Genomic DNA, 14,515 nt, shown 5'->3' on the forward strand with positions numbered 1-14,515 from the left:
TAATTAGATAAATAACGTTAATCTTCTTTGTAAACGAGTCCCCATTGTTCCCTCAAAGTATCCATCGTTTGAATTATCGCGAGAGAGTCAGACAAAGGGAGTGTAGGACTTTGCGTTAAATTAGCCGAAATACATTTATTTGCATGTTCAATTTCATAAACAAAGTTTTCATCTTCAGAACGAGGAAAGTTAATAACACGTGTATTCTGCTCGGGAAGGTGTATATGTATTTCTCTTGCACCTAAAAAATGAGGAACTCGAATATAACCTTTAGAGCCGCAAATAATTGCTTCAGTAGGAGAGTGATCTTTCATTGACGAAGAAAGTACCGCTCGTTGGCCATTTTTATATTCAAATAAGTAAAAAGAACTTTCATCTATACCTGTTTCACCAATAACAGCAGAGCTTTTAATTTTTTCAGGATGCTTACCAAATACAAGGTGTGCAAACGTGATGGGATATATACCTAAATCAAGTAAAGCCCCACCCGCTAAATCTTTATTCATTAATCGATGAGAAGGCGCAAAATTCCCTGTAATACTAAAGTGAGCTTTTAGTGTATCGATCTCACCAATAATCCCTTCAGTTATTAACGATTGTAATTTTTCAATCGCGGGTAAAAATCGTGTCCAAACGGCTTCCATTAAAAATACATTTTTAGCTTTAGCTAGTTCAGTTAATTTAAGTAATTGCTTAGCATTTATTGTGATAGGTTTTTCACATAAAACATGTTTATTATGCGCAATACACAGTTTAGTGTTTTCGTAATGAAAATTGTGAGGCGTTGCAATGTAAATAGCATCAATGTTTTTATCATTCACTAAATCGTCGTAGTTTGAATAGTATTTATCCGTACCATACTGTTTTGCAAACGTTTTAGCTTTGTTAGGTGTATTAGACGCTACCGCACATAAAGTACCAGAGTTTATTTTAGCTAAACTTTTTGCAAACTGGTTTGCTATGTTGCCACAACCTATAATTCCCCATTTTACTTGACGCATTTTTATTCCTTGCTTAAAAACGTTAAAAATATATACCCGTTACCACTCAAGCGCTTCTTCGAGGGGTCTAAAAACAATTTATGCCGCGTTATTAACTTTAGTCAAGTTCCTACATGGATGTAGACCTTAGATTTCGTCTGGAACATGAAATCTGTGCCTATTTAGTTCCCACTGAAACCTGAATCTTGAATGATAACGGGTATATTTCTAGGATAACGATTTAATAGCATTATGTATAATGAAAGAGGTTAACTCAAAATAAAGAAAACATTGTTGCAGTTTAATGAATTTATAAAAAACGCTTTCATTAAAGAGTAATCGAATGAATATTCTTTAATGAAAGCGTTTAACGCTATTACAATAATTAGATATTATTCAAATTGCTATTACGCTGAGCGGGCAATAACACTTGGATGATTTTCCATATACTTGCTTATACTTTCTATTTCTTCAGCACTTAAATACAAACCGCGTTTAGTGCGTCGCCAAATAACATCTTCCACCGTTAATGCCCATTCATTTTCTATTAAATAATCAACTTCTTTCGCGTATAGATCTTTACCAAAACATTCTCCGAGTGCTGCTTCGTTTTCTGCATCGTTTAGTAGAAGATGGCTATACGAGCCATAACTTCTAACATAGCGGATAATTAAAGAATTTGATAACCATGGGTACTTGTTTCCTAACTCAGTTTCAAGGGTGCTTTTATTATCAAAATCTCCACCAGGTAAGGCTTTAAACTTAGTCCATGCAGGACCTATATTTGGAAAATATCGAGATACTTTGTTTACAGCAGCTTCAGATAGCTTTCTATAGGTGGTAATTTTTCCGCCAAAAATAGATAAAATAGGTGTGTGCTTATCTTTATCACTTAGTTCTAAGGTATAATCCCGAGTTACGGCTTGTGCTGAGTCTGATTCATCATCGAGTAAAGGTCTCACACCAGAATAGGTGGTAACAATATCCTCTCGAGATGTTTTTTTGTTAAAATATTCATTAGTAATATTAATAAGATAATTAATCTCTTCATCAGAAATTCTTACAGCACTTGGGTCACCTTTATGTTCGATGTCGGTGGTACCAATTAATGAGAACTCATCTTCAAAAGGTATTACAAATACAATACGTTGATCAGAATTTTGTAACATATAAGCTTGTTTTTCATCATGGATGCGTGGAACAACAATATGGCTCCCTTTCACTAAACGAATATTTTGTGGTGATTTTATCGGTAAGGCATCATCAAATAACTTTGCTACCCAAGGACCAGATGCATTAACAATAGCTTTGGTTTTAACTTGAGTTTCTTTTCCTGTTAATACATCTTTCAGAGTAACAACCCAAAGGTCGTTATCTCTAATCGCGTGAACACATTGTGTTCTCGTTAGAATAGTAGCATTATTTTCTTTAGCTGAAACTGCATTAAGTACCACTAAACGAGCATCATCAACCCAACCATCTGAGTATTCAAAGCCTTTTTTTATTGAAGGAATAAGTACGCTATCTTCTAAAAACTTTATTCCTTTTGAAGAAGGTAAAGTGACACGTTTAGCTAAATTGTCATATAAAAATAAGCCAGCTCTTATCATCCAAGAAGGCCTAAGATGACGTTGATGAGGTAATCTAAACGTTAATGGTTTAATAATATGAGGAGCATTTTTTATTAACACTTCGCGCTCTGCTAGTGCTTCTTTTACTAAACGAAATTCATAATGTTCTAAATAACGTAAACCACCATGAATTAACTTGCTACTGTTTGATGAAGTGGCAGAAGCTAAGTCATTTTGCTCACATAAAAGAACATTAAGGCCTCTACCTGCCGCATCTGCAGCAATACCTGTTCCGTTTATACCACCGCCAATTACAACGATATCAAACGTATCACTCATTTAGTTTACTCACTTTTTAACAATTTTTTACTATTAAATTCGAATGTCGAATTTTCGTTATTGAGTATAATAGTGTTCGTTAATGTTCATATGCAAGTAAAAATGAAAATTAAATGAAAAAAATAAATTTTAGTTATAAAAAAATGTAGATAAACTACATTTTTAAATAAGAATGAATGGTTTTTTAACTCTATTGTTTAGATAACATGTGTTATTACATTATGTGCTTCTAAAAGTTCGCTTAGTTCGCCCGGTGGAATTTCGTCAGTAAATAAATGATCTATCTGAGATATACTGCCTTGTTTAACCATAGCGTTTCGGCCAAATTTTGAATGATCAGTTGCTAAAATAACCGTGGTTGAGTTTTCAATAATGGCTTGTGCGACTTTTACTTCTCTAAAGTCAAAGTCTAATAACGAGCCGTCAGCGCTTATGCCGCTAATACCTATAATACCGAAGTCCATATGAAATTGACTGATAAAATCGCAGGTTGCTTCACCTATAATGCCACCATCTTTATGACGAACCTCTCCGGCTGCAATAATAACGGTAAAATCTTCTTTCACCGATAAAATCGTTGCCACATGAATATTGTTTGTCACTATGTTGAGGTTAGAATGGTTAAGTAGCTCTTTAGCAATAGTTTCTGTTGTTGTACCAATATTAATAAAGATAGAAGCACCATTAGGAATAATGCTTGCTACTTGTTTAGCTATTTGTTCTTTTGCATCTAAATTCATTATTTTTCGAGATTGATATGAAGCATTTGCACTGCTTGAAGTTGCTTCAGCTCCTCCATGATGCCTAATAAGAGCACCATCTTCAGCAAGTTTATTTAAATCTCTTCTGATGGTTTGTGGTGTAACATTAAAATGTTGTACTAGTGTGTCTATATTAACAAAACCATTTTTATGAACAAACTCAACTAACTCTGTTTGCCGTTGATTTAAACTCATGAATAATAACCCTATCATCTACTATAGCTAAAAAATATATCGGTAAAGATTTACACGTTTTTAATTTTTATCAACTACGCTTCATTGAACTTAGCTTAATTATCTCACATAAATCATAGTTATCCAAAGTAATCGTATATTCGTAAAAGTACAAAGTGTGTTCGTATTTGAAAATAAATGTTGCTTTAATTTTTTGTTATGTGCATTATCGAATAAATTGATTAGTGTGATTGGAATAATAAATATTACAATGTCCAAATATATTTTATCTATAGATCAGGGGACAACAAGCTCTAGAGCTATACTGTTTACAGAGAAAGGTTTCGTTTTTGCTGTTGCTCAGGCCGAATTTGATCAACATTTCCCTCAAGATGGTTGGGTTGAACATAATCCTAATGATATCTGGGAAAGTGTATTAGATGTATGCAAACGCGTTTTAAACGAAAATAATGTTTCTGCCAGTCAAATCATCGCAATTGGTGTTACAAACCAGCGTGAAACTACATTAGTTTGGGATAGAAAAACCGGTAAAACCTTATATAACGCTATTGTATGGCAGGATAGAAGAACTGCTAAGTATTGTGAATCAATCGCGACAGAACAAACTTCTGAGCTTATTAATAGTAAAACAGGCCTTTTACTTGATCCTTATTTTTCGGCAACGAAAATCAAATGGATTTTAGATAATGTTGAAGGCGCTAGAGAACAAGCCAACAAAGGTGAGTTAGCTTTTGGTACGGTTGATAGCTTTATTCTATGGCATTTAACTCAAGGTGAAGTACATAGAACTGATGCAACTAATGCTTCGCGTACTATGATTTTTAATATTCATACCCAAGAGTGGGATCAAGAGCTTCTTTCACTTTTCGATATTCCTCATTCAATGTTACCTGAAGTTATGGACTCATCCTGTGAGTTTGGTATTTGTGCGCCTGAACTATTAGGTGCGCCTATTCCTATTTTGGGTGTAGCAGGTGATCAGCAAGCCGCCTTATTTGGTCAAGCATGTTTTAAAGAAGGAATGGCTAAAAGTACCTACGGTACAGGTTGTTTCTTAATGCTAAATACGGGTGATAAAGCTTTAAAATCTAAAAATAAATTATTAACAACCGTTGCATATCGCTTAAACGGTAAACCTACCTATGCTATTGAAGGTAGTATTTTTATGGCAGGGGCAACCATTCAATGGATACGTGACGGGCTAAAACTTATTAGTAACGCCAGCGAAACAGAAAGTATTGTTGCAGGTATGCCTTATGACCACGGTGTTATGTTAGTACCTGCGTTTACAGGGTTAGGTGCACCGTATTGGGATCCTAATGCTCGTGGTGCAATCCTTGGTTTAACACGTGATTCTGGCATTAAAGAAATAGTTACTGCGGCGTTACAGTCGGTTTGCTATCAAACAAAAGATCTGCAAAAAGCGATGGAAAGTGATGGCTTAAGACCTACAAAATTAAGAGTTGATGGCGGTATGGTGGCCAATAATTGGGTACTGTCTTTTCTTTCAAATATCTTAGGGGCTGAAGTAGAACGCCCTAAAATTATAGAAACAACGGCATTAGGTGTTGCATATTTAGCTGGTTTGCAAGCAGGTGTTTTTTCATCTACAGATGAGTTAGCTAAAATGTGGCATTGCGATCGAAAGTTTAAGCCTAATATGCCTACCGAACAAAGAAATAACCTATATAGCCAGTGGACAGCCGCAATAGATAAAGTGCGAAGCTAGTTACAGACTAACAGATAAAAATAATTAAATAACAAAGCATAAAGTTTGCGTGGGTAAGAGGTAATTTATTCTGCGCAATTTTATATAAGATTAACTATATAAAATCTCTTATATAAGAATACTTACGTAAGAGTATAAGTTAACAACAAGTCGTCAAACATAACACAACAAAGGGGAAGATAATGTCTACTAAATATGTATCTACATTTGGTAAGCGTACGAGTATTGCGTTAGCTGTAGCAACTGCACTAAGTAGTACTACGGTAATTGCTGCTGATGCAGCAACAGAAAAAGAAGTCGAAGTTATTACCGTAACAGGTATGTTAAGCAGCTTAAAAGCTTCAATGCTAGAAAAGAAAGAAGGTAATACCGTATCAGACAGTATTACAGCAGAAGATTTAGGGAAATTTCCTGATCAAAACGTAGCAGAATCACTTCAGCGTATAACCGGTGTAGCTATCGATCGTAACGGTGGCGAAGGTCAGTTCATAACTGTTCGAGGTTTTGGTCCTCAATTTAACCTAGTTACAGTTAATGGTCGTCAAATGGCGTCTGAAACTTCTGGTCGTGAATTTAGTTTTGATACTTTACCTGCGGAGCTCATTTCTGGCGCTGATGTATATAAAAGCTCCAATGCGGGTAATCAAGATGGCGGTATTGGTTCATACATTAATTTACAAACAGCGAAACCATTACAAATAGGTGAGTTTAAAGCTATTGGTAATGCCAAAATGACTTATGATACTTTATCAGAAGAGTCGTCACCTGCAATATCTGGTTTAATTAGTAACACCTTCAATGACGGTACTTTAGGTATTTTAGCGTCATTATCTATTCAAGAACGTGAAGCGCAGATTAACCAAGCCGATACTCGTGGTTATTATCGTGTTGATCGTATTCAAACCAATGATTTTGATGCTGTAGCTGGTACAGGTAAAGAAGCATTTAACGTTTGGGTTCCACGTAATCTTGATTTAACGTCTAATGCTGAAGATAGAACACGTACTAGTGGTACATTGGTTGTTCAATATGCACCTACAACAGAATTAACCTTGACGTTTGATGGTTTGTATTCAAAATTTGAAGTTGAATCACAAGTAAGTAACTATGCTAACTGGTTTACACCGGGGAATTTTAGAGATTTTGATGTAGATGAAACAACAAATACAGTCAATTATTGGTCACATAATTCATTTGATGATCCTAATGGTGGTGGTTCGGGTGCTACTGACTTTGTTCAACAAGGTTTTGATCGTAATATTAAAGTACAAAACTTAGGTTTTAATGCTGATTGGGACTTAACGGATCAGTTTAATGTAAATATTGATGTATCTACTTCAAAAGCTGAAGATTTAAGTGGTGATCAAAGTCGTGTGTTTACCGTTATGGGATACGCAAATGGTTACACATATGACTTTAGAAATGGTGGCGATATCCCAGGCTTACAATCAGATGGAATTGATGGACCATTTACTCAAGCAGATGCAAGTAAACTTAGAGCACATTATGTAGAGCGCGGTGGTGATGAGCGTGAAGATGAAATTACTGAATTACGTGCTGATTTTACTTACACACCAAATAGCGACACATTCACTAAACTTAAATTTGGATTATATTCACAAGACAGAACCAAGTCTTCTAAAGTATTTCAATCACCATCACTTCCTAACTGTTTTTACTGTGGTTATGGTACTGATGTTCCAGATGAATTAGGTGAATTAGTTACTCCTAATGATTGGTTTGATGGTATTCCTTCTTCTTTCTTTGGCTACAATGTTGATGATTATTTAGCTTACCTTGAAACACCAGAAGCAATTACAGCGCAATCTCTTATTCGCAATGAAAACCCTGCAGATAACATAGCTGCATTCCAATCGCTTAATGGTTATACACCTGTAGAATTAGGTACAAGTTTCGAAATTGATGAAGAAATAACCGCAGCTTACATTGACTTCCTATTTGAAGGTGACCTTGGTGATATGCCATGGACAATAAATTTAGGTTTTAGATATAGCGAAACTACAACCACAGCAGCAGGTAAGCAAGCAACGTTATTAGATATTATTCAAAACCCGCAAGATGCAACCATTTTAGATCAGTTTTATAATGTTGATACTGATGGACAACGTATTTCATCAGATATTGCAATTAAAAACTCATATTCAAACTTATTACCAAGCTTGAATGTGAAGTTTGAAATTGAAGAAGATATGGTACTTCGTGCCGCTTATTCTGAAACTATTACAAGACCTACTATGTCTGATATGGCGCCAGTAACTAATATTGGTACAACACGACCAGATTTATTGTTAGCGAGTGGTGGTAATCCAAGTTTAGAACCATTCTTATCAACCAACTGGGATATTTCTTATGAATGGTATTATGGTGACACTAGTGCAGTATCGGTTGGTTTATTTAGTAAAGAAGTTGAAGGCTTTATTACTACTGTACGTGCACCAGAGCAGTTCTCACTAGCTAGTGGAAGTTATGAATTTCAAGTTTCACGTCCGCGTAATGGTGAAACGGCTAAAGTTGATGGTTTAGAACTTGCTTGGACTCATACATGGGAAAGTGGTTTTGGTTTCCAAATGAATGCGACAATAGTAAATAGTGATGCTGAAGTTGACACTAGCAATAGTAGCCAAACATTCGCTCTTGAAGGTTTAGGAGATTCACAAAATATTATCGCATTTTATGAAAATAATGGATTTCAAGCTCGCTTAGCTTATAACAACCGTGAAGCATTCTTACAAACATTGAGTAATGCTGATACTGGTGAACCTGAGTTTGTAGATACTTACGGCCAATGGGATGTAAGTGCAAGCTATGACATTAACGATAACTTAACGGTATTGTTTGAAGGGATTAATTTGACTGACGAATACACAAATAAATTTGGTCGTATTAGTAGTCATTTTACTGAGCAAGTTCGTTCAGGATCTCGTTACTCTATTGGGCTTAGAGGCTCATTTTAATAGTAGTAAGTATAAAATAAGCTTTTAGGTATATGATAAAGTACATGAATTATTGACCGTTTATTCATGTACTTTTTATATCAGTTTTATTCTTGAAGCTGGTATTACATATCCAATCTTATTCATCACTATCAAAGGTAATCATGTGTCTTCTAACATTAAAAATGTCTTAGTATTGGGAGGAGGTGTTGCAGGTTGGATTACTGCGGGGTTACTTATTAAAAAACACACCCATAACATTAACGTTACACTTATCGAGTCACCAGACATATCATCTATTGGAGTAGGTGAAGGAACATGGCCAACGATGCGTCAAACTTTGGCAAAATTAGGTATTTCAGAAAATACATTTATTAAGCGTTGTTCAGCCACCTTTAAACAAGGTAGTAAATTTGTTAACTGGATTTCAGAAACGAATAACGTGTATTACCATCCTTTTACAGAACCTCAGTCTTTCAATAAATTTGATTTAGCGCCTTACTGGCAAAAATCTTTATCGGCTACTCAATCTTTTGCTGAATCAGTCAATTTTCAGCAATATCTATGTGAAAAAGGCTTAGCACCTAAATCTATTGCGAATAAAGAATATGAAGTTGTGGCTAATTATGGCTATCATTTAGATGCCACTCAATTTATTGAATTGTTGCGTGAACATTGTTGTGAGCAACTAGGTGTTAATCATATTTCAGATACCGTACAAACAATAAAACAAGCAAAAAATGGAGATGTTGAGTCAGTTTTTACTGAAAATAATGGTGAAATACAGGCTGATTTATTTATTGATTGTACCGGCATGAAAAGCCTTTTATTAGGTGAAACACTCAAGGTGCCACTTGTTCCTTGTGATAATGTGTTCCTTGCGGATACTGCGGTCGCGGTTCAAATTGAGTATGACTCACCAAATAGTCCTATTGCTAGCCAAACAATATCTACTGCTCAAGAGGCTGGTTGGATATGGGATATTGGCCTTCAAACTAGGCGAGGCGTGGGTTATGTTTATTCGAGTAAATATAGTACTGAAGAACAGGCTAAACAGGTACTTGCAACTTATATTGGCAAAAAATCATTACCTCACACAGCTAAAGTTATTTCTTTTACACCGGGGCATAGGCAATTATTTTGGAAAAACAATTGTGTTGCTGTTGGTTTATCTGCGGGGTTTTTAGAGCCGCTAGAAGCTTCAGCCATTATGTTGATTGAAACATCAGCTAACTTTATTACTGAGCAATTACCTAACAACAAAGACCAAATGCATATTGTATCTAAAAGATTTAATCGCCTGATGACAATGAAGTGGCGAGGCGTGATCGACTTTTTAAAATTACACTATGTATTGGGTGAAAGAACAGAACCATTTTGGATTGATAATCGGCACAAGTCATCTGTTCCAGAATCTTTAAGTGAACTTCTGTTACTTTGGCAGTATAGAGCACCCAAAGAGTATGACTTTACAGATCGAGATGAAGCATTCACTGCGGCTAGCTATCAATATATTCTCTATGGTGCGGGCTTTAAAACTGACTTTAAACAAAGCGAACACTTGTACCAAAGAGATGATATTGCGCAAAGACAGTTTTCCATTAATAAAATACAAATTGAACAATTACAGTATTCATTACCATTACATCGTGAATTATTAGAAAAAGTTAAAGATATTGGTTTTTCAAAAATTTAACAAAAAACATTAGAGAATTAAAATGACAAAATATGTTTTGCTAGATCCCAACCAACACAAAAATATAAAAATTTTGCCACATAAAAATTTCAAACAAAGTGAGCATCAACATTTAACACCGCTATCTGTAAATGAATTTGCGCAAGCAAGTACAAGTTTTCCCATTGTTTACATGAAAGATGCAGAACAAGGGAAATTTAGAGCTATATCGATGTTAGGTTTATTAGCGGGGAAAAATTTATTTTTTACAGAAAATGAATGGTTAGGTACTTATGTACCGTCTACTTTTTTAAGAACTCCGTTTGATTTAGGTCCAGATCCTAAAGCTGAAAAAACGCTTACACTCTATATCGATCAAGATAGTGACTATTTAAGTCAAACAGAAGGGGAAGCACTATTTAATGAAAACGAGCCAAGTCAGTTTTTGTTAAGTATTCAACAAAATATATCCGCCTATTATCAAAGTGAAATGATGACACATCAATTTACTGAGTTACTTCTCAAGCATGATTTATTGGTTGAAATTGAACTTGCTACGCAATATGAAAGTATGGAACAAAATAAAATTAAAGGACTATATACCATTAATGAAACTTCATTGAATGGTTTATCTCAAGAGGTTCTATTTGAGTTTCATCAACTGAATTTTCTTATGCCAATCTATGCAATGTTAGCTTCTTTAACGCAAATAAATAGATTAATGACGCTTCATAACAAAACACAAAATCGTAAAATTACAGGTATAAAAATGAACATAAATAAAGGTGATGAACTATGAGCCAGAACATGATCCAAATTTCTGTATTTATATTAGTGACTGCTTTTATTGCTCTTCTTACCTATTTGAAATGTAGAGGCCACGGTAGAGGAAAAGGCAAAGATCAACAAAATAAAGAATACTTTTTAGCTGGCGGTGGTTTAGCTTGGTATTTTGTTGCAGGTTCAATCACTCTTACCAATTTGAGTACCGATCAGCTTGTAGGTTCAAATGGTAATCAAATGGCATTGCTCGCGTGGTGGGAATTTGCTGCCGTACTTGGCTTGTTTCTTCTTGCTAAAGTATTCCTTCCTGTTTATTACAAATATAACTGTACTACCACGACTGAATTATTAGAAAAGCGTTATAACAATAAACATATTAGAGCGGTTATAGGCACAATGTTCTTTTTGAGTAGTGCGCTTATTTTTTGTCCTGCTGTTATTTACAGTGGCGCATTATTTATGCAAACCATGTTTCAGGTAGATATTCCCATTATGTATATTGCTACAGCATTTGCTGCTGTAGGTGCTATGTATGCCATCTTTGGTGGTCTTCGCGCTGTTGCTGTGTCTGATACTTACTCAGGCGTTTTATTACTGGGGATGGCTATTACCGTTGTGTTTTTATCGTTAAACGCGATTGATTATGATTTTTCAGGTATACCGGCTGATCGTTTAACCTTTATTGGTGCAGACGATTCACCTATTCCTTGGCATACCTTACTTACCGGTATGATCTTTATACAAATGTTTTACTGGGGCACAAACCAAGTTATTACTCAACGTGCTATGGCTGCGCCTAACTTAAAAGAAGCACAAAAAGGTGTTTTTGCAGCGATAGGTATTCGTATTATTATTGTGCCGGCAATTATTGTTATACCGGGCATTATTTCATACAAACTTTATGGCGATATTGGTGATGCGGCCTACGGACAAATAGTGGGCGATTTATTACCCGCATGGTTATCAGGTATCTTTGCCGCAGCAATGGCGGCAGCGGTACTGTCTACTTATAACAGTAACTTAAACTCTGCAACTGCACTGTATGTGTGTGATATTCACGAACCTTATATTAACGACGATATTAATGTACCTAAGTTAAGTGCTTGGATCACCGTAGCGCTAACCTTTATATCTCTTGCGCTTGTGCCGTTATATCAACAAGCGGATAGTATTCTTAACCTACTTCAACAGTTGTGGGGCTTATTTAGTATGCCGATACTTTCAATTTTTATAGTGGGTCTTTTGTTTAGAGGCGTTCATGCAAATGCAGGTATTGCAGCTGTGTTCTTTGGTGTAATTTTATATGGTTCAATATCTTTTGAGTTCTCACCATTTCACGCACCTTTTGGTCTACATTATATCCACCTTATGTTTTTCACTTTAATTGCCTGTGTAGCATTTGCATTATTAGTGAACAAATTTATATTTGGTGGTACTGCACGTTTTTCATCTAAAAATGATGAGCTTATAACGAGTTAATTATTAAAACGTATTGTACAAAGGAGCTTTTTAGCTCCTTTTTTTTGTCTGAAATATAGACGGATCATTATATTCGCGCAATGAAAAAATACTAACTATAGTTAAGCCAGTTTTAATACATAAGGTATAAGGTTTATGCGGTACTTATAACGATGAATGGTCGATATTGCATATCAACAAAATATTCATAAGTATCAAATTTACTCTGCAATTTCCGGTTTCACGGTTGTTGGTCCTTTGCTTAACCTTTTTTATCTCTCCGCTGATATTTCATATAGCCAATTAAGTTTAATTGAAACTGCATCTTTAATTACCTTGGTAATATTAGAAGTTCCTACTGGGATTATTTCTGACTTGCTCGGTCGAAAAGTTAGCATATTTTTAGGTTGTATTTTAATGGGCTGCGAGTTTGTTTTGATTGCTGCAGGTTTTACACTACCTGTTTTTGTATTAGCCGCTTTGATAGGTGGAATTGGTATCAGTTTAGAGTCAGGCGCGGATCAATCCTTATTATATGACTCGTTAAAAAAGCTTAAGAGAGAAAATGAATTTAAAAAATATTTAGGGCGAAGTGGTGCTATTTTCAAAATATCTGCAGCTTTTGCTGGAATACTCTGGGGCTACATTTACCAATACGACCAGTCACTTGTTTTTTATTTAACAGGTAGTACTTTTATTTTATTGGGCTTTTTTAGCTTAACTATGAAAGAAACCGTTTATCGAAATACTAAAAAATATCAAGTTTCTCTTATCATCAAAACGACTGTCTTCGATAAATTTATTTCAGCAAAAGAGCATTACCATAAAGCAATTAAACAAATTTGTGTACGTAGTTATTGCACCGTAAGAAACAACAAAAAACTCTTATGGATGTTGCTATTTACAAGTTTAGTTGGCACCACAATACGTGCTCATTCAGCTATTATTAGAGGACCCATGTTAGATGGTTTACTACCTAATGCAGGTTATCTTGGAATTATTCTTGCGGTAGGTATGGGGCTAAGTAGTATAGTGAGTTGGTATGCTGATAAGCTTATTGCTGTAACAAAGAGTCAGTATATTCTTATCGCTTTCCCTGTTGTTGCAGGATTTGTTTATATTTTTTGTGGTTTATTGAATAACTTATTTATTGTCGCTTTGTTTTTTCTTATTTATATTTTAACCGCATACAAAGCCGTATTTTTAAGTGATTACTGGCACCGTCATTTTAGTTCAAAACAGCGGGGCACTTTACTTTCATTTATAGGGGCGTCAGAGTCGTTTGTTGGTGTTTTTTCATTACTAGGAATAGGTTTACTCACAGACGCTTTAGGCTTAAATAATAGTTCTATCATTATAGGATTATTAGTTTTAAGTTTTGGTTTTTTACTTACTTTTGTCAGTGTAAATATACCCGTTACCATTAAAAAAAACTGTTATTAATAGAAACTGAATAATTCAAATACCGGTTTACGTTTCAAGTATTTATGTATATTGAGGTGGCAGGGGATCTTTTAAAATTAATTTTTAATTAACACCAACGACGAAATAATAGTGTTATTGTGTGGGTCTACTACGTAGCGCTTATTGACAGGTTAAAAATTTACCTGTTGTAGTCAGTAATTCTCTATAATAAAAAAGGAATACCTATGCTCAGTTATGTAACGATTGGTGTAACCGATTTAGAAAAATCAGAAGCTTTTTATAATGAACTTTTAGCTCCTCTTGGCGCAAAAACTTTAATAAAACATGAACGTATTATATTTTTTGGTAAGAGTATGGAAGAGTTACTACTTGCCATTTGTATCCCACATAATGAAAAAGCGCAAAACTGCGGTAATGGCAACATGCTTGCTATTGCACCAGGTTCAAAAGAAAAATGTGACGAAATGTACCATAAAGCTATCGCTTTAGGTGCAACATGCGATGGCGCGCCGGGTCAACGTATTCCAGATGTTTTTTATGGTGCTTACTTTCGTGATTTCGATGGTAATAAAATTGTTTTTAACCACTTCGGTTAACATTAAAATTCAAGCATAACCTCTTGTTATGCTTGAATTCACCTCCTAA

The 14,515-nt window shown here is 35.0% G+C and carries 10 protein-coding genes; 7 read left to right on the top strand and 3 right to left on the bottom strand.

All coding sequences use genetic code 11. The features are described from left to right. Nucleotides 1–17 precede the first annotated feature (17 nt). The 3 genes from AC0L5Q_RS01295 to AC0L5Q_RS01305 form a co-directional block, all read right to left on the bottom strand. Nucleotides 18–1,001 carry a Gfo/Idh/MocA family protein gene (locus tag AC0L5Q_RS01295; protein ID WP_473613821.1) on the bottom strand — a complete coding sequence of 328 codons (984 nt, stop codon included), beginning with the start codon at nucleotides 999–1,001 and terminating at the stop codon, nucleotides 18–20. Nucleotides 1,002–1,387: 386 nt separating this feature from the next. Next, nucleotides 1,388–2,890 (bottom strand): glycerol-3-phosphate dehydrogenase, encoded by a 1,503-nt coding sequence (gene glpD, locus AC0L5Q_RS01300; protein WP_473613823.1) that lies wholly within the window; start codon nucleotides 2,888–2,890, stop codon nucleotides 1,388–1,390. Between the two features lie 197 nt (nucleotides 2,891–3,087). After that, nucleotides 3,088–3,846, bottom strand: a complete 759-nt coding sequence (locus AC0L5Q_RS01305; RefSeq protein WP_473613827.1) for a DeoR/GlpR family transcriptional regulator — start codon at nucleotides 3,844–3,846, stop codon at nucleotides 3,088–3,090. A gap of 250 nt (nucleotides 3,847–4,096) precedes the next feature. Between AC0L5Q_RS01305 and glpK the strand changes: the two genes are divergently transcribed. From glpK to AC0L5Q_RS01340, 7 genes are all read left to right on the top strand, one after another. Beyond that, the gene (glpK, locus tag AC0L5Q_RS01310) at nucleotides 4,097–5,575 is read left to right on the top strand and encodes a glycerol kinase GlpK (protein ID WP_473613831.1); all 1,479 of its coding nucleotides are present in this window, start codon (nucleotides 4,097–4,099) and stop codon (nucleotides 5,573–5,575) included. 182 nt (nucleotides 5,576–5,757) lie between these two features. Beyond that, the gene (locus AC0L5Q_RS01315) at nucleotides 5,758–8,550 is read left to right on the top strand and encodes a TonB-dependent receptor (protein ID WP_473613835.1); all 2,793 of its coding nucleotides are present in this window, start codon (nucleotides 5,758–5,760) and stop codon (nucleotides 8,548–8,550) included. A 145-nt stretch (nucleotides 8,551–8,695) separates the two neighbouring features. Continuing rightward, complete coding sequence (locus tag AC0L5Q_RS01320; RefSeq protein ID WP_473613840.1) at nucleotides 8,696–10,225, top strand: tryptophan halogenase family protein; 1,530 nt, start codon at nucleotides 8,696–8,698, stop codon at nucleotides 10,223–10,225. 22 nt (nucleotides 10,226–10,247) lie between these two features. After that, a complete protein-coding gene (locus AC0L5Q_RS01325; RefSeq protein WP_473613844.1) occupies nucleotides 10,248–11,003 on the top strand; it encodes a SapC family protein in 756 nt (251 codons plus the stop codon). Next, nucleotides 11,000–12,466, top strand: coding sequence for an SLC5 family protein (locus AC0L5Q_RS01330; RefSeq protein ID WP_473613848.1), 1,467 nt, complete (start codon nucleotides 11,000–11,002; stop codon nucleotides 12,464–12,466). Before AC0L5Q_RS01325 ends, AC0L5Q_RS01330 begins: the two co-directional genes overlap by 4 nt. 156 nt (nucleotides 12,467–12,622) lie before the next feature. Further along, nucleotides 12,623–13,888 (top strand): MFS transporter, encoded by a 1,266-nt coding sequence (locus AC0L5Q_RS01335; protein WP_473613852.1) that lies wholly within the window; start codon nucleotides 12,623–12,625, stop codon nucleotides 13,886–13,888. Nucleotides 13,889–14,094: 206 nt separating this feature from the next. Next, nucleotides 14,095–14,466 carry a VOC family protein gene (locus tag AC0L5Q_RS01340; protein ID WP_473613856.1) on the top strand — a complete coding sequence of 124 codons (372 nt, stop codon included), beginning with the start codon at nucleotides 14,095–14,097 and terminating at the stop codon, nucleotides 14,464–14,466. Nucleotides 14,467–14,515 lie beyond the last annotated feature (49 nt).

It is taken from the genome of Pseudocolwellia sp. G5-9, from assembly GCF_055808995.1.